The sequence below is a fragment of the Providencia zhijiangensis genome (genome assembly GCF_030315915.2).
GTDB classification, from domain to species: Bacteria; Pseudomonadota; Gammaproteobacteria; order Enterobacterales; family Enterobacteriaceae; genus Providencia; species Providencia zhijiangensis.
On record NZ_CP135990.1, the window covers coordinates 3,204,734 to 3,226,641 of the forward strand.

The following is a 21,908-nucleotide window of genomic DNA, read 5'->3' on the forward strand; positions in this document are numbered from 1 at the left end:
AAGATGACAAACCGTCGACATCGCGTTATGTTGTCAGATTATTGGCATATCGTCGGAGTTAGCAACACAATGACAGAAGATATTCATATTTTGCTCCTGAACGGGCCGAACCTAAACATGCTAGGTTCTAGAGAACCGGATAAATACGGGCCTCGCCCTCTAACTGAAATTGTATCGAACCTGATGCAAGAAGCAGAAAACTTAGGCGTGAAGTTGAGCCATTTTCAGTCAAATGCAGAGCATGAACTTATCGATAGAATTCATGCAGCACAAGGTAACGTTGATTATATAATAATCAACCCAGCCGCATTCACGCATACTAGTGTTGCTTTGCGAGATGCGCTATTGGCAGTTTGTATCCCGTTTATCGAGATCCACCTGTCTAATATTTATGCGAGAGAACCCTTTCGTCATCACTCTTATTTCTCCGATATGTCTAATGGAGTTATTTGTGGTCTTGGCGCAGATGGTTACAGTTTTGCATTACAAGCCGCGGTTAACCGTGTGCGACTAATTAATTCAATCCAAATATAAGAGTACGGAATCATATCCATGGATATTCGTAAAATTAAAAAGCTGATCGAGCTTGTTGAAGAGTCTGGCATTTCTGAACTGGAAATTTCTGAAGGTGAAGAGTCAGTACGTATCAGTCGTGTATCACCAGCATCTCAAATGATGGCTGCACCTCAACAGTTCTACTCAGCACCAGTTGCTCAACAACCTGCATTAGCTAACGCAGTTGCTCCAGCACAAGAAGCAGCAGCTCCAGCAGCACCTGCGGCAGTTTCTGGTCACCAAGTTCGCTCACCAATGGTTGGTACTTTCTACCGCTCACCAAGCCCAGAAGCAAAACCATTCGTTGAAGTTGGTCAAACTGTCAAAGTTGGCGATCCTCTTTGCATCGTTGAAGCGATGAAAATGATGAACCAAATCGAAGCAGATAAAGCTGGTGTTGTTAAAGCTATTTTGTTGCAAAACGGTGATGCAATAGAATTTGACGAGCCATTAGTTGTCATCGAATAACGGGGCGTTTCCATGCTGGAAAAAATTGTTATCGCTAACCGTGGGGAAATTGCACTGCGTATTCTGCGTGCATGTAAAGAACTCGGCATCAAAACTGTTGCGGTTCACTCCACGGCAGATAGAGATTTAAAACACGTGTTGCTGGCAGACGAAACTATTTGTATTGGTCCAGCAGCATCGGCAAAAAGCTACTTGAATATCCCTGCAATCATTGCAGCGGCTGAAATCTCAGGCGCACAGGCGATTCACCCAGGATACGGTTTCCTGTCTGAAAACGCTGACTTTGCAGAGCAAGTAGAACAATCAGGCTTCATTTTTATCGGCCCAAAAGCTGAAACCATCCGCCTAATGGGCGACAAGGTTTCTGCGATTAGCGCGATGAAAAAAGCAGGCGTTCCATGTGTACCAGGTTCTGATGGTCCACTGGGTAACGACACTGAAAAGAACAAAGCGATTGCTAAACGCATCGGCTTCCCAGTTATCATCAAAGCATCTGGTGGTGGTGGTGGTCGTGGTATGCGTGTGGTTCGTAATGAGAAAGATTTAGAATCTTCCATTAACCTGACCCGTGCAGAAGCAAAAGCCGCATTCAACAACGACATGGTTTACATGGAGAAATTCCTTGAAAACCCACGTCACGTTGAAATCCAAGTGATGGCAGATGGTCAAGGTCATGCTGTTTATTTAGCTGAACGTGACTGTTCAATGCAGCGCCGCCACCAAAAAGTGGTTGAAGAAGCACCAGCTCCGGGGATCACCCCAGAAATTCGTCGTAATATCGGTGAACGCTGTGCGAAAGCCTGTATAGAAATCGGCTATCGTGGCGCAGGTACTTTTGAGTTCTTATTTGAAAACGGCGAATTCTATTTCATCGAAATGAACACCCGTATTCAGGTTGAGCACCCAGTGACCGAAATGATCACCGGCGTTGACTTAATCAAAGAACAGCTGCGTGTAGCTTCTGGTTTACCATTATCTGTGACTCAGGATCAGATCAATGTTCACGGTCATGCGATTGAGTGTCGTATCAACGCAGAAGACCCGCACACATTCCTGCCTAGCCCAGGTAAAATCACTCGTTTCCACTCTCCGGGTGGCTTCGGTGTTCGTTGGGAATCTCATATTTACGCAGGCTACTCTGTTCCTCCGTTCTATGACTCAATGATCGGTAAATTAATCACTTACGGTGAAACTCGTGAAATCGCGATTGCTCGTATGAAGAACGCGCTGAACGAACTGATCATCGATGGGATTAAAACCAACATCGAATTACAACAGATGATCATGAATGATGAAAACTTTGCCAAAGGTGGAACCAACATCCACTATCTGGAGAAAAAACTCGGTATTCAAGAATAATCCCCTGAATAATCGACATTTTCGTCATTAAAAACAAATACCGGAAAGCCAATTTCCGGTATTTTTTTGCCTATAAATGGCAGGATTATCGGTTTTATTACGCTATTTTTCACACTCCCCCTTCAGATTGTCGTACAATCCCCGATTATTTTTGTCAACATGAGGAGGAAAAGCGGATGGACAAACGTTTTCTTCAATCAAACAGGGAAGCTCGTTGGGCGCTATATCTGACTATTGCCTACATGATAGGTTGGGTACTTTGTGCTTATCTACCCAGTAACACACTTGGTGTTACCGGATTACCGTTATGGTTTGAATGGTCATGTCTGATTCTCCCTATCATCTTTATTTTGCTATGCATCATGATGGTTAAACTCGTATTCAAAGATATCTCGTTGGAGGAGAAAGATGCAGACTGAAGTTCTTCTGCCCTTAATCGGCTATCTGCTCCTCGTTTTTCTCCTTTCGCTCTACGCTTATAAAAAACGCACGAAAGGCGAATTTCTTAATGAGTATTTTCTAGGTAATCGCTCGATGGGCGGCTTTGTTTTAGCCATGACCATCACCGCAACCTACATCAGCGCCAGCTCCTTCATCGGTGGTCCCGGTGCCGCCTACAAATACGGGTTAGGCTGGGTACTCCTCGCCATGATCCAACTGCCGGCTATCTGGCTCTCTCTGGGCGTACTGGGCAAAAAATTTGCCATCTTAGCTCGCCGCTACAATGCAGTTACCCTTAACGACATGCTCTACGCCCGTTACCAAAGTCGTTTTCTCGTTTGGTTTGCTAGCGTAAGTTTATTAGTCGCTTTCTTTGGGGCGATGACGGTGCAGTTTATCGGTGGTGCGCGACTACTCGAAACCGCAGCTGGCATTCCTTATACCTACGGATTAATGATTTTTGGCGTCTCTATCGCGCTGTATACCGCGATTGGAGGCTTCCGAGCCAGTGTCCTTAACGATGCTTTACAAGGGCTGGTCATGTTGCTTGGCACCGTTATTTTGCTGGTTGCCATTATCTACCATGCAGGTGGTTTACCAGCTGCCGTGGAAAAAATGCATGCTATCGACCCGAAACTGGTCTCCCCTGAAGGTGCCAACGATATCCTTAGTGGGCCATTCATGGCCTCATTCTGGGTGTTAGTCTGTTTTGGAGTTATCGGATTACCACATACCGCAGTGCGTTGTATCTCCTACAAAGACAGCAAAGCCGTTCATAAAGGTATTATTCTTGGTACCATTGTGATGGCAATCTTGATGTTCGGTATGCACTTCGCGGGCGCCTTAGGGCGTGCCATACTGCCGGATTTAACCATTCCAGACCAAGTGATCCCGACTTTGATGGTTCAGGTTCTTCCGCCATTTGCCGCGGGGATTTTCCTAGCAGCACCAATGGCCGCAATTATGTCCACCATTAACGCCCAGTTACTGCAATCTTCGGCGACGATCGTGAAAGATATCTATCTAAATGCCGCACCTGAACAAATTAAAAATGAGAAAAAACTGGCACGAATCTCCAGCTTCTCAACGTTGATTTTAGGCGCGTTATTGCTGGTTGCAGCATGGAACCCACCTCAAATGATTATCTGGTTGAATTTACTCGCATTTGGTGGATTAGAAGCGGTATTCCTGTGGCCACTGGTTCTTGGATTATATTGGGAAAAAGCCAATGGTACTGGTGCTCTGAGCGGCATGATTGTTGGCGGTGTTTGCTACGCCATTTTCGCCTCATTCAAAATTGAAATTATGGGTTTTCACGCCATTGTGCCATCACTGATCCTGAGCCTAATTGCCTTTTTGATCGGTAATCTTTTTGGCAAAAATCCAGTACAATCGGCACCAAATGAACTATCAACGAATTAGAATTTAAGACAAGAGAAACGAAAATGCCTTGGATACAAATACGACTAAACTCAAACGCAAAAGACGCAGAAGCTCTTGGCGATGAACTCATGGAAACAGGCTCCGTGTCCGTCACCTTCCAAGACAGCCATGACACCCCTGTTTTCGAGCCGCTTCCGGGAGAAACTCGCCTATGGGGCGATACTGACGTTATTGGTCTGTATGACGCTGAAACCGATATGAAATGGGTGGTCGCTCAGTTAGAAAATAGCCCATTACTTGGCGCTGGCTTCGTTCATAAAATCGAACAAATCGAAGATAAAGATTGGGAACGTGAATGGATGGATAACTTCCACCCAATGCGCTTTGGTCAACGTTTATGGATCTGCCCTAGCTGGCGCGATGTGCCAGATCCTACCGCGGTTAACGTGATGCTAGATCCTGGCTTAGCATTCGGTACGGGAACCCATCCGACGACTTCATTATGCCTTGAATGGCTCGATGGGTTGGATCTTGAAGGCAAAACCGTTATCGATTTTGGTTGCGGATCAGGGATCTTAGCTATCGCGGCATTAAAACTCGGCGCAGCGCGTGCGATCGGGATCGATATCGATCCACAAGCTATCCTCGCGAGCCGCGATAATGCAGAACGTAATGGCGTCTCAGAGCGTCTGTCGCTCTATTTACCCAAAGACCAACCCCAAGACCTTCAGGCTGATGTCGTTGTCGCTAACATCCTTGCAGGCCCATTGCGTGAGCTTGCACCGATGATCAGTGTACTGCCGCGTGCTGGTGGTCATTTAGGTCTGTCTGGCGTATTAGCCAGCCAAGCTGAAGGGGTTGCTGATGCTTATCGTGCCGACTTCAATATTGACCCTATTGCAGAGAAAGATGAGTGGTGCCGTATCACTGGTGTCAAGCATTTTTAATGGGTTTGCGGTAAAAATCAAAGAATAATTTCTTTGAAATTAATTGCAGAATGGATTATCTTACAGCTCAAATATTGCTCAATAGCTGATGATAATCTGTTCTGCTCGAGAAGTGAGTCTTGGATATTCAAAGTAATCGTTATTTTTAGCTCCTGTTGTTAAAAAACGCCTAACAGCTTGTTAAATAACACTAATTTTATTATTTTATAAAAAGCAAGATAAAAAAGTTAGTGATAAATAACCGTTTGCTCAAAGTTTGTCCTTTCATATCTCGTAAAAAATGCGTAATATACGCGCCCTTGCAGTCACAGTATGGCCCCCATTTAGTTATGCGAATCGGACAATATCAGTTGAGAAACTGTCTTATTGCTGCCCCCATGGCAGGTATCACAGATAAACCGTTTAGGTCTCTGTGTTATGCGATGGGTGCTGGAATGACGGTATCGGAGATGCTTTCTTCTAACCCACAAGTTTGGAAGACAGATAAATCGAGACTCAGGATGGTTCACCGCGATGAACTCGGGGTACGTTCCGTTCAAATAGCTGGCAATGATCCCGATGAAATGGCCGCAGCAGCTCAAATTAACGTTGAGAGCGGCGCTCAAATCATTGATATCAATATGGGCTGCCCAGCTAAAAAAGTGAATCGTAAGCTTGCAGGCTCAGCCTTACTGCGCTATCCGGAGATTGTAAAATCAATCCTGGAAACCGTTGTAAACGCTGTGGATGTGCCAGTCACACTGAAAATCCGCACAGGCTGGTCACCTGAAGAGCGTAACTGCATAGAGATTGCCCAATTGGCCGAAGATTGTGGTATTCAAGCCCTGACCATTCATGGCAGAACCAGAGCCTGTCTGTTCAACGGTGAAGCTGAATATGACAACATTCGGGCAGTTAAGCAGACTGTTTCCATTCCGGTTATTGCCAATGGCGACATTACTGACCCGCTAAAAGCCAGGGCTGTTTTAGACTACACAGGGGCGGATGCCTTGATGGTAGGACGAGCAGCTCAGGGAAGACCTTGGATCTTTCGGGAAATCCAACATTATCTGGACACAGGTGAAATATTGCCACCGATGCCTATGGCAGACGTGAAAAGCATTATGTTAGGGCATGTACGGGAACTGCACGACTTTTATGGTCAAGGCAAGGGAGCCCGTATAGCGCGCAAACATGTTTCTTGGTATTTACAAGAACATGCACCTGATGACCAGTTTCGGCGCTCCTTCAACGCCATTGAGGATGCCAGCGAACAGCTGGAGGTGTTGGAAGCATTTTTTGAAAATTTTTGCGTAAATAAAAGATAAGAGCTGACAGAACTATGTTCGAACAACGCGTAAATTCTGACGTACTAACCGTTGCAACTGTAAATTCACAAGATCAAGTAACTCAAAAGCCGTTACGTGACTCAGTTAAGCAAGCACTGAAGAACTATTTTGCTCAATTAAATAATCAAGATGTTAACGATTTATATGAGCTGGTATTGGCTGAGGTAGAACAGCCTTTGTTGGACATGGTTATGCAATATACCCGTGGAAACCAGACCCGTGCAGCCCTGATGATGGGTATCAACCGCGGAACTCTGCGTAAGAAACTGAAAAAATACGGCATGAACTAATCCTAGTCGGTTAATGCAGTGTTTTTAGAAGCCCTTTCTGATTTTAGAAAGGGCTTTTTTTGTCCCTTTCGATCTGAACACTATCCCCCTCCTTTCTAATACTTAGTTAAGTGCCCCTCTGCTGTTTAATTTTGTTCCCACTCCGATACATGTTACTACCTTGAAAGATAGCTACAGTCGACTGGGTTACGCGATAACAACCGCATCTGAGTGGCATTTAGCGGGGATGAAAGCCGAGAATTGGCTTAGCCATGTAAAACTCCTCTATAAATAAAAAAACCCAGTACAAACGCAAGTTCATACTGGGTTCAACCTACTAAGTTTTCTTGGTAATTAACGTCTATTATGCAATCGCAACCTTGGAATCAGTGAATGTATGTCCATCACTGGTTAACTGAAATTTACTGACCGATTCCTGTAACTCTTCAGTTTGATGCTCTAATGAACTTGCAGCTGTTGCCACTTGCTCAACCAAAGACGCATTTTGCTGTGTCACACTGTCCATTTGAGTAATGGCAACCCCCACCTGTGCGATACCTTTACTCTGCTCCTCCGAAGCTGTCGTGATTTGTTTCATAATCGCCGTCACTTCGTTGATCCCTTGCAGAATATTGCTCATTGTCGAGCCCATTTCATGAACCAAATGCGTGCCTTTTTCCACACAGGAACTCGATTCTGCAATCAGCTTTTCAATTTCCATTGCCGCATCGGCACTGTGGCTAGCAAGCTTACGAACTTCAGCAGCAACCACCATAAATCCACGACCATGAACCCCTGCTCGCGCCGCTTCAATGGAGGCATTCAATGCCAAAATATTGGTTTGGAAACTGATGTCATTCATCATGCTGATGATGTCAGAGATTTTTTTGGCACTCTGGGAGATCTCATCCATCGTGCTCACCACGGACTCAACAATCGCATCCCCTTGATTAGCCACTACAAAGGCTTCAGCGGCTAATTGGTTGGCTTGATGGGTATTTTCCACATTCAGTTGCACTGCTGCTGTGATTTGCTCCATGCTGGCCGCGGTTTCTTCCAAGGCTGCGGCTTGCTCTTCCGTTCGTGATGAAAGGTCACTATTGCCGTTAGATATTTCTGTCGCACCGCGATAAATACTTTCGCTACCATTGCGGATCGTCAACACCGCATCACGTAAACTGTTCTGCATCTCTTCTAATAATGGGAAAAGTTTACCGACACAGTTACGACCAAATGGCTCAATTGGCTGGCTTAAATCCCCCTTCGCAATCTTATCGAAGTATTGACGGATCAGCTCCAGCGGTCGTTGCATCATCTTAGCCAGATAACGGTCAGTGAAGATCAAAATTAGCAAACCAAAAATGGTCGCGATGATAATCACTACTCGCGTCATATTCATGTGCTCATCAACCGCTTCCCGCGTGTGTTCAATCATCACATCCGCAGTTTGGTTAAACTGGGTGATAGCCGCGCCGAATGTACGGCTCAACGCAGGTGTGACATTATGGGCATGAGCCAAATAAGCCGCTTTATCATCCCCCATGGAAATAGCTAATTGTGGTTTCACGCCCTCATCGAGCAGCGCTTGCCAGCTATTTATCACTTGGTCGGAAATGGCTTTATCCATCGGGCCTGGGGAAATTGACTTCATCTCCTCAAGATAACGCTCCATATTCACGAGCGCGTCTTTGACTAAAGCGTAATCCCCTTCTTTGCCCTCATTTTTGGTTTCCATCACGCGGGTTAAGCGAGTGACAAAACGAAAATATTGGTCATTCCCCTGACTCAGTACCGTCATCTGTTTCACCAGTTGTCGATCAACATGGATGCCGTCAGAAATGCGTGATAAGGACCAACCGCTATACAGGCTTATGCCCCCAAGGTTTAGGCATAAAATGCCAAGTAGTACGAGCATCACAGCACGTATTGAATAATTTCGAAGTTTCTGCATGGAATTTCTCTTTTGATAAAATAAAATGATCTTTGTTTAATTTATCGGCGGTAAAAGAGAAAAATTTAATTATTTTCAATTGCTTTCTGACTTTTAGACATCAAAAAAAGCTCAAAATAATCCGATTAAAAATTGGCTTAATGATTGATTTTAGAGACATAATGCCTGTTTTTTATCCATGCGAGTTCTATTTTCATACAATTACCCTATCTTCCAGTTTGTGATTGACCTCCCAAAGTATCGCTCTGTTTCTGTAAGAAAACACCATCATCAGGTTCTGTAAATATAAGCAAAAATCTGTTTTATCTCTTGAGCTTCCCCCTACGGGAAGCTTTATGGTTCAGAAGTTCCATAAGAACTCGAATAAGAGAAATACAAACCTGCTTAAATTTCGCACCCTTATTTTTTATTTAAATAACAATATCTTATTTTTGGAGTAATACTGACATGAAAAAATTGTTATTCACTGCACTATTGGCGGCGTCATTTTCCTCTGTTGCAGCAAGCCAAGTTGTTGACCTGTACAAAGAAGAAAGTTGCGGTTGCTGCCATCTTTGGGGCGAAGCAGTAAAAGCCGCAGGTTATGACGTGAAAATTCACGATGTCACCTATCAAGAGATCGATAAAATCAATCAAGAAGCCAATTTACCTAACTCATTACGCAGCTGCCATACCGCCAAAATTAATGGCAAATTGGTTGTTGGTCACGTTCCTCTCGATAGCTTAGCGAAAATCAATACACTACCTGATGACGTTGCAGGTATTGCTGTCGGAGGTATGCCAGCGGGCAGCTTAGGTATGGAGCAACCAAGCGGATTTAAACAAGCCTATTCAGTGATGAGTTTTAAAAAGGATGGTAGCCAATCCGTATTTGCTCGTTATTAGTTTTCTATAAAAAAGGTACAGCAAACCCTCGCTGTACCTTTGGCTGTGATTACTACATCTTAATTTGAAAAATTAACGGTATATCGGTAATACATTAAACTGCGCTAACAACTGACAAATAATACCAACAACACCAAAGGCTATAACTGCATAGATTAGCCCTTTGCCTCCCCACACTTTAAACGTCGAGTTAGGGAAACGCTCTCTCACTTTTAATGCCATGACTGCCGGGCAAATAATTGCCCAGATACACGCCGCCATCCCCGCATAAGCAATCGCAATTAAGAAACCATTTGGGAATAACATACATAAAACTAGAGGAGGTATAAAACATAACAGTGCCGCTTTCATTCTGCCTGAAGAATTATCATTAAAGTTTAGTGACGCCAGAATGTAGTCGAATAAACCAATCGCAACCCCTAAGAATGAACAAAATACAGCACTAATCGAGAACCATAATAAGAATGTCGCAATATGTGGGCTGCTTAATACCGCATACAGTGACTCAATAAACGCATCGAGGTTTCCGCCTTTATTAATTATGGTTAGGAATTCTGTTCGAGGTAAATTCCCCATGGTGCCCAATATCCAAAGGAAATAGAGTATTAAAGCCAGTACACAACCAATCACACAGCTTTTAACCACTTTACGTTCATTTTCATGATACAGCTTATACAAACTACAGACGTTACCGTGATAACCAAACGAAGTGATGGCATAAGGAATAATAATAAAGACAAATGGCAGTAAAGATAACTGACTATCGCCCACTGGAGACGTTAATAATAAGTCAGTTTTGACAATTAAGAATAACCCTGAGAAAGCGAGAATAAATAAAACAATTTTAATAAATAAAAATAATGATGTTAATCGACTTGCCGCAATACCACTCCACCAAATACTTGCACCTAACAGTAAAGTGAAGATAACAAATATCACTCTTAAGTTAACATCAAATCCATATATTTCCGACGCTTCTTTGATAACAGATCCGGCCGCAGAAATATAAGCATATATCAATATATATAAAACAAATATTAATGCTGCATTGGCAATATAACAGGCCCATTTTGGTAATAATTCTTTTGAAATATAAAAATAGTTAGTGCCGGCTCCATATTTGGATATACATTCTAAAATATAGATCCCTGAGTGAAACATAAAGAAACAAACAATCAGTAATATTACTATCGAGTTAATAAACCAAGCTCCAGCCATAATGGTTGGCAAGCTAAACATACCTGCCCCGATCATGGCTCCGCCTAGCACAAAACCCCCTACCATTATGGAGGGTTCTTTCTTGGCTGCCGAATTGTTCATGTTGGTCACCTTAAAAATAAGGGATAAGGTTCCCGCATTGCACGGGAACCCGCAGAACTACCTATTATTTGATGGGTTTTAATCTTGCAGTGAAGTGTCTTAGTACCGGTGGCTCATATTCGAAATCTAAACCTTTCAGCGTTGCGAATTTATCTTTCAAGCCAATCAGAGCATCTGCAATGTAATCCATATGGTCGTTGGTATAAACACGTCGTGCGATAGTTAAGCGCATGAATTCCATATCAGCATGTTTTTGTTTGCCCGTTTCAGGATCACGACCTAATAGGAATGAACCAATTTCAACAGCACGAACACCTGACTCTAAATACAGCGCATTAATCACAGCTTGCGCAGGGAATTGGTCACCTGGGATCTGTGGAACCAGTTTTTTACAGTCCACGAACACAGCGTGTCCACCAGTAGGATACTGAATTGGGATACCGCCTTCACGTAAACGGTCACCCAGATATTTCACCTGACCGATACGATAATGCAAGTAATCTTCCCCAGCCCCTTCTTCTAAGCCTTGTACCATTGCCGCCATATCACGACCCGCTAAACCACCGTAAGTCACGAAGCCTTCCATTGGTACACAGCGCTGTCTTGCCAACGTAAAGATTTTCTCGTCATTCTTAATACAGACCAGACCACCAATGTTTAACAGTGGGTCTTTTTTCGCTGACATAGTGAGCGCATCAGCGTATTTGTACATATCCAGAATGATTTCTTTAATTGTGGAATTTTTATATTTTGGATCACGCTCTTTGATGAAATACGCGTTTTCACAGAAACGTGCAGAGTCCATTACCACAAAGATATTATGCTGTTTTGCGATTTCATAAACTTCTTTCAAGTTATCCATCGCAACTGGCTGACCACCCGCACTGTTACAGGTGATGGTAGAAACAATCGCTACCACGTTTTCAGCACCATGTTTTGCAATATTATCTTTTAATTTTTGAATATCAAAATTACCTTTCCAATCATCATAAGTTTCTGAGTCATAAGCTTTTTCGGTAACAATGTTAATCGCTTTACAGCCATTTAATTCAACGTGGGCAGCGGTAGTATCAAAGTGGAAGTTAGAAATAAATACCGGCTTTTTCGCGCCGCCTTGTTCTTGTTTCACTTTTAGTAAAACAGGGAATAACATGTTCTCAGCACCACGACCTTGGTGAGCAGGGATCACATAGTCGTAGTCAAACATCTCTTTAACTTTATCTTTTAAATCATAATAGTTACGAGAACCCGCGTACGCTTCATCACCCGTGATCATCGCTGCCCATTGGTGGTCGCTCATTGCGTTAGTACCGGAGTCCGTTAACAAGTCAATATAAACAGCACTACTCGGTAATAAGAATGGGTTATAACCCGCCTCTTTTAATGCCGCTTCGCGTTCTTCTCTTGATGGAATACGGATATTTTCTACCATTTTAATACGGAACGGTTCAACGATTCTTTTAGCCATGATAATACCTTTAATTTTTCATTAAATAATAAAAACAGAAATTCGAACTTATAAAAATAAGCGAATAGATCTTGAGAGAGAGAAAAAAGAAAGGTTATTTGTGCGGAAAGAAAAAGGCTAAAGAAATATCAATATTGAACCATTTCTTCAAATAGAAGAAGCGCCTCGACATTAACAACTCACTTAAAAGAAACATACTATGACTCCCATTAGCAAGGAATTAGTACAACCTTGAGTATGGTATATAACAATTCTTAGATAAATATAATAGCAATTGTCTATTATTTTTACCTGCATCACAAAAAGCGTTAAATCCCACTCCGCACTATGATTAGGGTCACAATATTATTTATCTTAACAACCATTAAATAAAGGTTAATAAATTGAGGTTATTTTATAATTAAATAATAGATAGTAATTTTAAACTTAATTTTCTAACGTTAAAAAGTCATTTAAAATCGAATTTATTTTAATTAAGTAAAGCCTTATACAAAGGCTTTACTTTTAGTAAGGATTTTAACAATCTAAATATAACTATTATTTTCCAAACAGTTTTTGAGTGTACTCTTTAGATACTGCGCTTCGCTTACCATCAGCCTCAAAGTAACGATCCACATGGCATTTTTGCTCGTTAATATCGCAAAAAATTCCATTGGCAAACGTCATCGCCGTTTTATCAAAATCGCCACCTTGCTCAATTGCTTTCGCGCGTTTATCACCTAAGTATTTTTTCGTTAGTGCAACAGAAACGCCCTCTTTGGCGCTAACGCACACATATTTATCGCATAACACATTCTTTTCTGGGGATTTTAAGGCTGAAGTCGATTTTGCTGACGCCAACATTGGTAATGCCGCGATCACAAGCCCTACGAGACACACTGCTTTTAAGTTCATATAACGCCTTTTTTGAGTAATAACACAACTGCAATATCACATTAGAGTTTTATTTTGTGGATAAATTCCCAGTCGTCACCACTATTTAATGTTTACTGCTAACTCTATCCACTTAGTGCATGATTTTAACTTTTCATTAACACTTTCAATTGTTATTTATTGCAGAAAAGATGAGTGTATAAGCGGCAATTTAAATAATAAAAATACCTGCAACTCTGCATTCAACCCAACTAAGCACCCCATAAGAGAGTGATGTATGACAACAGAGACAGTCGCGATTAAATCTTTTGGCACCACAAAAACCACCTCGAAAGTGTTATTTATCTGCTGGATGAGCATTCTATTTGAAGGCTATGATGTTGGCGTGATGGGCGCTGTTCTTCCCACTCTCGCAGAATATAAACAGTGGAATCTCACCCCTTTAGAACTTGGCGCTCTTAGCAGCTACGCTTTAGTCGGCATGTTTTTTGGGGCATTTATTATCGGTACGCTGAGTGAACTCTACGGGCGCCGCCGTATGCTTTTAGCCTGCGTCACGCTCTTTTCATTGACGATGCTTGCCGCTGCCCTTGCCCCAACACCTTGGATGTTTGGGTTGATGCGTTTTATTGGTGGCATTGGACTCGGGGGTGTTATTCCCGTCGCAGCCGCGTTGACCATCGAATATTCCCCTGCTGAAAAACGTTCTTTTAACTACGGCATTATGTATTCCGGCTACTCATTGGGGATCCTCAGCGCCGCACTGGTCGCCATGTGGCTGCTAGAACAATTTGGATGGCGCAGTGTGATTGGCTTTGGTGCATTACCGCTTTTGTTAATTTGGCCGATGGCACGCATCTTGCCTGAATCCCTTGAGTTTTTGACTCACAAAGGGCGCCACACCGAAGCACAATCTCTGGCACAGAAGTTAGACGTTGAATATCAAGCACCACCCGCACAGCAAAAACAGCAACCTCAACGTTTGAAAGAGATAGTCTCCGTGGTTTTTGCGTGGACACATTTGCGCGCAACCGCGTGTTTCTGGATAGCCCTATTCTGCGGCATGTTGCTGGTGTATGGCTTAAATACCTGGCTACCGTCGATTATGCGCAAAGAAGGCTATAACTTAGGTTCCAGCCTAACTTTCCTTGTGGTATTTAGCTTAGCATCCGCATTAGGGGGCTTATTCTTAGGAAAAATTGCAGATAAACGCGGCGTTCGCGGCTCGGTTGCCTTTTTCTTCTTGCTCGGCGCGATAGGCATTGGCTGCATGGTTTTCAAACAAAATATCTATATTAACTATTTACTTGTGGCGTTTGCTGGGGTCGGCAGTATTTCCGCAGCGCTGATTTTAACTGGCTACATCGCCAATTATTACCCATCAAAAGCCCGTGCTTCAGCGACTGGCTGGGCATTAAGTTTCTCACGAATTGGTGCGATGACGGGGCCTATGTTTGGTGCGTATATCGCCAGTTTGGGGATAGCGACCAGCTGGAACTTTATCGCCTTCTCGGTGGTGGCGGTGATAGCGGCAACAGCCGTGATTTTACTGCCACGAAAACGCCCATAGATAGCGGGTTAGCCAGTAAATAGAGGTAAATTGGCAAATAGGGGCATATCGCCCCTATTCAATTTTGAAACTAATATTTTGAAATCAATACATTAAAATTAATACGCGAAACGATAATGTACCTTCTCGCCTGCGGTTAACGCTGGAGAATCACTGTAATTACTTGATAATTCAATAAACCCACGTAATTCAGGAATATATAATTTTTGATACCATTCTAGCTCTGAGCGGCGATGCAATTGATTGCTAGCAAAATCGAGGATCAAACATTTCTGTCCGCTTCTCGCGGATTCCATCACCAACAAGCCATCATCCCAGATAACCATATCTTGCAGATGATTATAACCCGCTTCTTTGATCAGCTTAAAATTCCCGTCTTGATACTGATAAAGGGAAAATAATCGGCGAGAAGGCTCCTGAGCCGCCAAATAAATATCCCCTTTCTGATTCTGAACCGCCTCATTAATACGAATAGGCAACCATCGATGGCTCACCACGTTTTTCTGTGCGATGTTCACCACCACTTCAAGAGAGCCCATTTCGTTGCCATAGCTGTACCACACAATCACATTGCCATCATGAACCGCATAAGAAAATGTCGAATTATCCGCGATTTCTTCAGGATAAAAACGCTTCACAAGCTCGCGAGGATCCATCAAATATTGCCACGTAAGCCCTTTATCCATGCTGGTGAAGATCTTTTGGTTGTCGATCAAGACATAAGGCTTCCCCTGACCACTTTGGTACATTTTCCCGGTAATTGCCGCATAAATGTATTCACCATACCCATCTTTCCAAGGCGTTAGAGGCGTAATCGAATTGTCCGCTAAATTCACAATTCGATACCCATCGCGCACCATTAAAAGGCACTGAGACTCTTCACACACCGCGTTATAAAAACTGTCGCTAAATTGCGTGATAAAACGCACGCCATCTTTATTGGCAATTAACACCTGATAACTATCTTCCTGTGCAGGCGAAAACAAATCTGACCGATTGTAATAGTAGGATGAGCGGCCATTTTTCTGGGCAATGATCAGCGTGCCGTCTTTCGCAGGATACGTTTTGGCATAATCATAATCCGCAATATAAGCATTGCTCTCTTGGCTATTCTCTTTCCACTGCCATGGCGTATCATCCCCACCAAATACCAGTATCAATGTTGATCCAATACACACCAAGAAAACGGCACCCGTCACCAGAAAACGCCAACTTAAAAATGGATTCATTAGCGTACCTCCATAACATAAGTATCTTTACCTTGTTGGCGTCGTAATGCGCTCAAGACAGCTTGGGTTTGGTAATAGCCATTACCCCGTTTCGAAAATCGATAATAAGCCGCCATACCAAGGGCAATTAAAAAACAGATACCCAATGTTATCGAGCTGGCAAAACCAATAAATATCAGGTCATTATCGAGCAAATACAGCCAATCCCAATAATCCCAGTGATTTCCCCTGTCAACAATATCGCTAATTGCTGTCGCGCCAAAAATCGCCAAGAATAATGCCAAAATAATGCCCGTGATCCCCCATAACGCCAGATACAACCCGCGTTCTTGCGCCATACCTCGAGCAGACAACGTGTAAGCTAAATTATCTTGGTGGTTATACAGACCAAATACGACGCTATCAGGAAACCCATCTTCGACTTTGGAGTGATAGACTTCTACCTCATCCCCTTGAGCGAGAAAAAAGCTGTGGTTATTAAAGAAGGGTTTTGAGCCATCTAACTTGAGGTTTAAATGGCTTTTATTCACTTGAAGCTCTATTTCATTGCGGGTGTATGTTCCCCCACGATAATAATATTCAATTGTCTTGATACTCTTAATATTCACTTTGCCTTTTGTCACCTGCAACGCGGTTTCAGGGATAAGCTTTTGCTTTCGAGAATTTATTTTGAGTGGTTTGGATTTCGGGTTTTTAATTCCTTCAATCTGAATCAGACTTTCGCCATGAATTACCTGAAACTTGCCCGCTATCACTAAATCTAATGCGCGTAAGATGGTTTTTCGTTTTCGGCTAAAAATAGTGAAGGTTTGTGAAATGCACATAGACAGCAGAACAGCCCCCACAAAAGCCGCCATGCCTAATAATGAACCTAAAACAATTAACCATGTGCTCTCTTCATCATTAAACACGCAAAAAAATGCGGGAATAAAGAGTGCAGCAAGCCCAAATGATAGCAGGTACTGTTTTACTAACCCTTTGTCAAATTTAAGGTTTCTATCGGGTTCCAAACGGCCATGTTCTGGGTGATACACCCAATTGAGCCAATAGCTCCCATCATTCAGTTGTTCAGCAGAAATAATCAACCTGTCGTCTTTATTCAATCGTTCCAAAAATATTTGGCTGTTTTCAAAATCTTCAGCATTGAAAAAAAACACTTTATCTGAAGTTATTAGTCTCACCATGCCCTCTGGTGAAACCTGTTTATAATCGCACTGAATTAGCTTAACGTGAAAATATTGAACACCCATCAATGATGCCTATTTGTTATAGTTAATTTAACATTATGATAATAAATAAAGGTATATTGCCCTAGTTAAACTTACCCTATAATAGAACAATTCAGATAATTACAGGCTCAAAGGCAATCAGTTAAAAGCTGATAAATGCCTGTTTTACTCTTAAAATGCAACCAGACTCTAGTAAAGGAAATAATTACTGCTAGACTGGCGCAGATGAGTTATTTTGAATACATTACATCCCAAGAAACCGTTATTTTATCCCTACCGTTAACGACAAATTTGAATAAACGCGATGACATCAAAACCGGCCTACAAGCAAATTCAATCTTACATCCTACGGAGTATTGATTTAGGGATTTTCAAACCCGAAACTCAGATCCCCACTGAACTTGAGTTATGTGCCCAATTTAATGTTAGCCGTATGACGGTAAATAAAGCGATTTCTGAACTCAGCCAGAAAGGCATCTTAAATCGGATTGCAGGAAAAGGGACTTTTGTTGCTACTCAAAAGCATGAACTCCCCGTCACCAAAGCCTTTGATATTTTTGATGAAATTTCAGTTAGTGGGAATAAATATGCAGGCCACCAGCTACAGCTAAAAATCATCCCTGCCACCGCAGAAATTGCCCTACAACTTGGTGTCACGGAAGGCAGCGATATTGGCTACTGCAAAATGCTGCATTTTGAAAATGACATTCCACTGATGCTAGAGGAACGCTATGTGAATCATAGTATTGCCCCTGAATTTGTTCAGCAGCATTTTGGCAATAGTGAAACTCCAAGCGGCTATTTACAGCGCCATTTCCCTGTCAGTGAAATGGAGCACACTATTGAAGCAATTTTGGCTACTAAGCCTATCGCTCAAGCCTTATCCATCAAAGAACATGCCCCTTGTTTGCAGCTAAGCCGCCGTACATGGACAGGCAGCACGTTGATCAGCTACGTCAATATGATCAGTGCAGGCTCCCGCTATAAATTGAAATTACATTCCCGCATTGAAAGTTAATCTTTGGTAATAAACATTCATCAAATAAAGCTGTTACCAAATAAAACAAGCATAAAAAATGGGGCACTCTGGCCCCAAAACGACTGATAAACAACGAAAATACCGTTCGATAATCTCCACATCACAGACATTACGTCAGGTATCAACACATCAACATCACAACAAATCATTTTCTCACAACAAAGATAACTACATGCCTTGATAAATAGGTCCTTCTCCCCCTTGCGGTGCTGTCCACGTAATATTTTGCAGAGGGTCTTTGATATCACACGCTTTGCAATGCAGGCAGTTCTGCGCATTTATTTGCAGTTTTTCCTGCGCCTGATCATTCACTATTTCATACACACCCGCAGGGCAATATCGCGTTTCCGGTGAAGCATAAGTGGATAAATTCACGCGAATAGGAATTTCATTATCTTTTAAACGTAAGTGGCAAGGCTGCTCTTCTGCATGGTTTGTATTGGATAAAAACACCGATGAGGGTTTATCAAATGACAGTTTGCCATCCGGTTTTGGATAATGGATAGGCTGAAATTCACTGGCAGGCCTAAGCCTTTGGTGATCATCCCGTTTGAGCTTCAGCGTCCAAGGGCTACGCCCCTTTAATAACCATTGCTCAGCACCGAACATCAACGACCCCATCACTAACCCTTTTTTCATATACGGCTTGAAATTACGGCTCCGATAAAGTTCGTCATACAACCAGCTTTGTTCGAACTTTTGCTGAAATTGGCGGGTAAATTCTGCGTAATCGACGCTATCTTCGACGAACGATTCAAATAAAGCCTCTGCCGCTAACATGCCGCTTTTCACCGCGCAGTGGCTACCTTTAATGCGCGCTGCATTCAAAAAACCTGCATCATCGCCAATTAATGCACCGCCGGGGAAGCTTAACTCTGGTAATGCGGATAACCCCCCCGCCACCATGGTACGCGCCCCATAACTCACGCGCTCACCTCCTTGCAAAAAAGCACTGAAGGCAGGATGAGTTTTTAAACGCTGAAATTCATCGAATGGGGATAAATAAGGATTTTCATAATTCAGCCCTACCACCAGCCCCACAGCGACTAAGTTTTCCCCATAGTGGTACGCGAATCCGCCCCCATAGGTTTGGTTATCCAACGGCCAGCCGATTGAATGCACCACGAGCCCCGCTTGATGCTGCTCTTTAGGAATTTGCCAAATTTCTTTGAGACCCAGTCCATAAGTCTGTTTACCGCGGTTTGCCGCTAAATCAAAATGAGAAATTAACTGTTTACCCAGTTGCCCTCGGCACCCTTCAGCGAAAAAAGTCATTTTGGCTAACAGGTTCATACCGGCTTGATACATAGCCGTTGGGTTGCCCTGTTTGTCTAGCCCCATGTCGCCAGTGGTGACGCCAATAACCTGTCCTGCATCATCAAAAAGGATTTCGGTAGCCGCAAACCCCGGGAAAATATCGACACCGAGTTGCTCCGCTTCTACTGCAAGTGCTGCACTGACTTGCCCAAGGCTGCCAATCACATTACCGTGGTTTTTCAGGCAAGTAGGTAACAAAGATAATGGCAATTTGCTGGCTTTGTTCTCTTTGAGCCATAAAAAACGATCTTCACTGACGGCGGTGAGTGAGGCAGAAATGGTTTGCTGCCAGTCGGGTAATAACTCATTCAGTCCACGGGGATCGATCACTGCGCCCGATAAAATATGCGCCCCAACTTCGGCGCCTTTATCAATTAAGCAGACGCTAAGCTCCCGACCGGTTTGTAACGAGAGCTGTTTAATGCGAATTGCCGCCGATAATCCTGCGGGCCCACCACCGACAATCAGGACATCAAACTCCATGGATTCTCGCGCACAAGACGCCGAAACATTCGCACTATTGTCGATAGTCATTTTGCTCTCTCCTACGCCAGCGCTTTATCAAATTCAGGTAAGATCTCAAACAGATCCCCCACAATGCCGTAGTCTGCCACTTGGAAAATCGGCGCTTCTGGATCGCTATTAATCGCCACGATCACTTTGCTCTCTTTCATGCCCGCGATATGTTGAATGGCGCCGGAGATCCCAACTGCAATATACAGATCTGGCGCGACGATCTTGCCCGTTTGTCCGACTTGATAATCATTTGGCACATACCCCGCATCCACTGCCGCACGGGAAGCCCCCACCGCAGCCCCTAATTTGTCGGCAATGGTTTCCAGCAAAGCAAAATTCTCACCGGAACTTAAACCCCGCCCCCCTGAAATCACCACTTTGGCAGAGCTTAATTCCGCACGGCTCATCTGGGTTAATGACTGGCTAGTCAGTTCCGCAAGTTGGGTGAACTGCGCAACAGACACAGGTTCGATACCTACAGGGGACTGGGTTGCAGTCGCTCCTGAAAATGCTGAGCTGCGTACGGTGATCACCACCTGATTGCCATTGTTTTGTACCGTTGCCAACGCATTTCCGGCATAAATTGGGCGGATAAATGTTTGTGCATCCACCACGTGGGTAATATCCGAAATCTGAGAAACACCCAGCGTGGCAGCGACGCGAGGGGCAATATTTTTACCGAATGTGGTCGCAGGGAAGATAATGTGGCTATAACCTTGTGCCACGGCAACCACCGCGCTCGTCATAGATTCCGCCAGCGCATTTTTGAGCGGGTCGGCATCGATGGTTATCACCTTTTCGACGCCGAGAATGGAAGCCGCAGATTGTGCCACTGCAGCCACTTGGCTTCCCGCGACCAACACATGTAGGCTTCCGCCCTGTGCAATGATTTCGCGTGCCGCCGTTATGCTGTTATAGGTTGAAGATTTAATGGTTTGGTTATCGTGCTCAACAACGACTAAAACGGATAATTGGCTCATGTTCAGGCTCCCTGTTAAATCACTTCTTTGGCTTGCAGTTCAGTCACTAACGTGGCGGCATCATTCAACATGGTGCACTGCCCAGAACGCTTTTTCGGTTCCATCACGTTGACGATTTTTACTTGCTCTAATGGGCTAAAATTCAGTGTGGAAATATCAATGATGTCTAATGGTTTTTTCTTTGCCTTCATGATGTTAGGCAATGTGGCATAGCGAGGTTCATTTAAACGCAAGTCGATAGTCACAATCGCAGGCAATCCCATGGATAAGGTTTCTAAGCCGCCATCGATTTCACGCGTGACTTGCAGCGTTTCGCCCTCGACCACAATGTGTGAGGCAAAGGTGGCTTGCGCACAACCCAATAGCGCTGCAAGCATCTGCCCAGTTTGGTTGCAATCATCATCAATGGCTTGCTTGCCGAGTAAAATTAAATCCGGTTGCTCCTGATTTACCACTTGCTGTAAAAGACGGGCAATATCCAGCGGCTCTAACACCATCTCTGCTGGCTTTTGAATCAAAATGGCTCGGTCAGCCCCAATCGCCATTGCACTACGCAGCGTATCTTGCGCCGTGGCTTCACCAATGGAGACTGCAACTACTTCGGTAGCTTTGCCCGCTTCTTTCAAGCGTACCGCCTCTTCTACCGCAATCTCATCAAACGGGTTCATCGCCATTTTGACATTCGCCAGCTCAACTCCAGAGCCATCGGCTTTAACCCGTACTTTGACGTTATGGTCAATGACCCGTTTTACTGCGACTAAAATTTTCATAACCACTCCTA

20 protein-coding genes are annotated in these 21,908 nt (G+C 43.6%); 11 read left to right on the forward strand and 9 right to left on the reverse strand.

Annotated elements, in window-relative coordinates; all coding sequences use genetic code 11:
• Positions 1-69: 69 nt before the first annotated feature.
• The 8 genes from aroQ to fis all read left to right on the forward strand — a co-directional run bounded on the left by aroQ (position 70) and on the right by fis (position 6,771).
• Positions 70-534: a type II 3-dehydroquinate dehydratase gene (gene aroQ, locus QS795_RS14635; RefSeq protein WP_154603470.1), complete on the forward strand. Its 465-nt coding sequence runs from the start codon at positions 70-72 to the stop codon at positions 532-534.
• 18 nt (positions 535-552) lie between these two features.
• Entirely contained in the window at positions 553-1,023 is a 471-nt protein-coding gene (gene accB, locus QS795_RS14640; protein ID WP_006659070.1) for an acetyl-CoA carboxylase biotin carboxyl carrier protein, read from the forward strand.
• Positions 1,024-1,035: 12 nt separating this feature from the next.
• On the forward strand, positions 1,036-2,382 hold the full coding sequence (gene accC / locus QS795_RS14645) for an acetyl-CoA carboxylase biotin carboxylase subunit (protein ID WP_036956076.1): 1,347 nt from the start codon (positions 1,036-1,038) through the stop codon (positions 2,380-2,382).
• A gap of 176 nt (positions 2,383-2,558) precedes the next feature.
• Entirely contained in the window at positions 2,559-2,801 is a 243-nt protein-coding gene (locus QS795_RS14650) for a DUF997 family protein (protein WP_108478429.1), read from the forward strand.
• Entirely contained in the window at positions 2,791-4,245 is a 1,455-nt protein-coding gene (panF, locus tag QS795_RS14655) for a sodium/pantothenate symporter (protein WP_154638804.1), read from the forward strand. Before QS795_RS14650 ends, panF begins: the two co-directional genes overlap by 11 nt.
• 23 nt (positions 4,246-4,268) lie before the next feature.
• Positions 4,269-5,153, forward strand: coding sequence for a 50S ribosomal protein L11 methyltransferase (gene prmA / locus QS795_RS14660; protein ID WP_286269784.1), 885 nt, complete (start codon positions 4,269-4,271; stop codon positions 5,151-5,153).
• Between the two features lie 329 nt (positions 5,154-5,482).
• Positions 5,483-6,460: a tRNA dihydrouridine synthase DusB gene (gene dusB / locus QS795_RS14665; protein WP_036956067.1), complete on the forward strand. Its 978-nt coding sequence runs from the start codon at positions 5,483-5,485 to the stop codon at positions 6,458-6,460.
• 14 nt (positions 6,461-6,474) lie between these two features.
• Entirely contained in the window at positions 6,475-6,771 is a 297-nt protein-coding gene (gene fis, locus QS795_RS14670) for a DNA-binding transcriptional regulator Fis (RefSeq protein ID WP_004258438.1), read from the forward strand.
• Positions 6,772-7,114: 343 nt separating this feature from the next.
• Here the strand turns inward: fis and QS795_RS14675 are convergent, their stop codons facing one another.
• Positions 7,115-8,701, reverse strand: coding sequence for a methyl-accepting chemotaxis protein (locus QS795_RS14675; protein ID WP_154603473.1), 1,587 nt, complete (start codon positions 8,699-8,701; stop codon positions 7,115-7,117).
• Between the two features lie 447 nt (positions 8,702-9,148).
• Between QS795_RS14675 and QS795_RS14680 the strand changes: the two genes are divergently transcribed.
• Positions 9,149-9,586: a DUF411 domain-containing protein gene (locus QS795_RS14680; RefSeq protein WP_132496611.1), complete on the forward strand. Its 438-nt coding sequence runs from the start codon at positions 9,149-9,151 to the stop codon at positions 9,584-9,586.
• Positions 9,587-9,658: 72 nt separating this feature from the next.
• Here QS795_RS14680 and QS795_RS14685 read toward each other — a convergent pair whose 3' ends face one another.
• The 3 genes from QS795_RS14685 to QS795_RS14695 form a co-directional block, all read right to left on the reverse strand.
• Complete coding sequence (locus tag QS795_RS14685) at positions 9,659-10,906, reverse strand: aromatic amino acid transporter (protein WP_286269779.1); 1,248 nt, start codon at positions 10,904-10,906, stop codon at positions 9,659-9,661.
• A gap of 64 nt (positions 10,907-10,970) precedes the next feature.
• Entirely contained in the window at positions 10,971-12,374 is a 1,404-nt protein-coding gene (locus QS795_RS14690; protein WP_036956054.1) for a tryptophanase, read from the reverse strand.
• Between the two features lie 537 nt (positions 12,375-12,911).
• A complete protein-coding gene (locus tag QS795_RS14695; RefSeq protein WP_286269776.1) occupies positions 12,912-13,268 on the reverse strand; it encodes a YcgJ family protein in 357 nt (118 codons plus the stop codon).
• Between the two features lie 256 nt (positions 13,269-13,524).
• Here QS795_RS14695 and QS795_RS14700 point away from each other — a divergent pair, with 256 nt between their 5' ends.
• Entirely contained in the window at positions 13,525-14,817 is a 1,293-nt protein-coding gene (locus QS795_RS14700) for an MFS transporter (RefSeq protein WP_154627764.1), read from the forward strand.
• Between the two features lie 98 nt (positions 14,818-14,915).
• Here QS795_RS14700 and QS795_RS14705 read toward each other — a convergent pair whose 3' ends face one another.
• Together QS795_RS14705 and QS795_RS14710 are read right to left on the reverse strand one after the other, a co-directional pair.
• Positions 14,916-16,046, reverse strand: coding sequence for a hypothetical protein (locus tag QS795_RS14705; protein ID WP_286269774.1), 1,131 nt, complete (start codon positions 16,044-16,046; stop codon positions 14,916-14,918).
• Positions 16,046-17,230 (reverse strand): hypothetical protein, encoded by a 1,185-nt coding sequence (locus QS795_RS14710; protein ID WP_286269772.1) that lies wholly within the window; start codon positions 17,228-17,230, stop codon positions 16,046-16,048. Before QS795_RS14710 ends, QS795_RS14705 begins: the two co-directional genes overlap by 1 nt.
• Before the next feature lie 349 nt (positions 17,231-17,579).
• Here QS795_RS14710 and QS795_RS14715 point away from each other — a divergent pair, with 349 nt between their 5' ends.
• Positions 17,580-18,293: a UTRA domain-containing protein gene (locus QS795_RS14715; protein WP_154603479.1), complete on the forward strand. Its 714-nt coding sequence runs from the start codon at positions 17,580-17,582 to the stop codon at positions 18,291-18,293.
• 189 nt (positions 18,294-18,482) lie between these two features.
• Here QS795_RS14715 and QS795_RS14720 read toward each other — a convergent pair whose 3' ends face one another.
• The 3 genes from QS795_RS14720 to QS795_RS14730 are packed head-to-tail and all read right to left on the reverse strand — an operon-like array spanning position 18,483 to position 21,897.
• Positions 18,483-20,165, reverse strand: a complete 1,683-nt coding sequence (locus QS795_RS14720) for an electron transfer flavoprotein-ubiquinone oxidoreductase (RefSeq protein ID WP_286269769.1) — start codon at positions 20,163-20,165, stop codon at positions 18,483-18,485.
• 11 nt (positions 20,166-20,176) lie between these two features.
• The gene (locus QS795_RS14725; RefSeq protein ID WP_286269767.1) at positions 20,177-21,127 is read right to left on the reverse strand and encodes an electron transfer flavoprotein subunit alpha/FixB family protein; all 951 of its coding nucleotides are present in this window, start codon (positions 21,125-21,127) and stop codon (positions 20,177-20,179) included.
• A gap of 14 nt (positions 21,128-21,141) precedes the next feature.
• Positions 21,142-21,897: an electron transfer flavoprotein subunit beta/FixA family protein gene (locus QS795_RS14730; protein ID WP_286269765.1), complete on the reverse strand. Its 756-nt coding sequence runs from the start codon at positions 21,895-21,897 to the stop codon at positions 21,142-21,144.
• Between the last annotated feature and the right edge of the window lie 11 nt (positions 21,898-21,908).

Bases quoted from the DNA above. Each gene is read 5' to 3' on its own strand.
- panF (WP_154638804.1), top strand. From the start codon at position 2,791: ATGCAGACTGAAGTTCTTCTGCCCTTAATCGGCTATCTGCTCCTCGTT.
- QS795_RS14685 (WP_286269779.1), bottom strand. From the start codon at position 10,906: ATGAACAATTCGGCAGCCAAGAAAGAACCCTCCATAATGGTAGGGGGT.
- QS795_RS14715 (WP_154603479.1), top strand. From the start codon at position 17,580: ATGACATCAAAACCGGCCTACAAGCAAATTCAATCTTACATCCTACGG.
- QS795_RS14680 (WP_132496611.1), top strand. From the start codon at position 9,149: ATGAAAAAATTGTTATTCACTGCACTATTGGCGGCGTCATTTTCCTCT.
- QS795_RS14710 (WP_286269772.1), bottom strand. From the start codon at position 17,230: ATGGTGAGACTAATAACTTCAGATAAAGTGTTTTTTTTCAATGCTGAA.
- fis (WP_004258438.1), top strand. From the start codon at position 6,475: ATGTTCGAACAACGCGTAAATTCTGACGTACTAACCGTTGCAACTGTA.
- QS795_RS14650 (WP_108478429.1), top strand. From the start codon at position 2,559: ATGGACAAACGTTTTCTTCAATCAAACAGGGAAGCTCGTTGGGCGCTA.
- QS795_RS14675 (WP_154603473.1), bottom strand. From the start codon at position 8,701: ATGCAGAAACTTCGAAATTATTCAATACGTGCTGTGATGCTCGTACTA.
- accB (WP_006659070.1), top strand. From the start codon at position 553: ATGGATATTCGTAAAATTAAAAAGCTGATCGAGCTTGTTGAAGAGTCT.
- QS795_RS14730 (WP_286269765.1), bottom strand. From the start codon at position 21,897: ATGAAAATTTTAGTCGCAGTAAAACGGGTCATTGACCATAACGTCAAA.
- QS795_RS14705 (WP_286269774.1), bottom strand. From the start codon at position 16,046: ATGAATCCATTTTTAAGTTGGCGTTTTCTGGTGACGGGTGCCGTTTTC.
- aroQ (WP_154603470.1), top strand. From the start codon at position 70: ATGACAGAAGATATTCATATTTTGCTCCTGAACGGGCCGAACCTAAAC.
- QS795_RS14700 (WP_154627764.1), top strand. From the start codon at position 13,525: ATGACAACAGAGACAGTCGCGATTAAATCTTTTGGCACCACAAAAACC.
- accC (WP_036956076.1), top strand. From the start codon at position 1,036: ATGCTGGAAAAAATTGTTATCGCTAACCGTGGGGAAATTGCACTGCGT.
- QS795_RS14690 (WP_036956054.1), bottom strand. From the start codon at position 12,374: ATGGCTAAAAGAATCGTTGAACCGTTCCGTATTAAAATGGTAGAAAAT.
- dusB (WP_036956067.1), top strand. From the start codon at position 5,483: ATGCGAATCGGACAATATCAGTTGAGAAACTGTCTTATTGCTGCCCCC.
- prmA (WP_286269784.1), top strand. From the start codon at position 4,269: ATGCCTTGGATACAAATACGACTAAACTCAAACGCAAAAGACGCAGAA.
- QS795_RS14720 (WP_286269769.1), bottom strand. From the start codon at position 20,165: ATGACTATCGACAATAGTGCGAATGTTTCGGCGTCTTGTGCGCGAGAA.
- QS795_RS14725 (WP_286269767.1), bottom strand. From the start codon at position 21,127: ATGAGCCAATTATCCGTTTTAGTCGTTGTTGAGCACGATAACCAAACC.
- QS795_RS14695 (WP_286269776.1), bottom strand. From the start codon at position 13,268: ATGAACTTAAAAGCAGTGTGTCTCGTAGGGCTTGTGATCGCGGCATTA.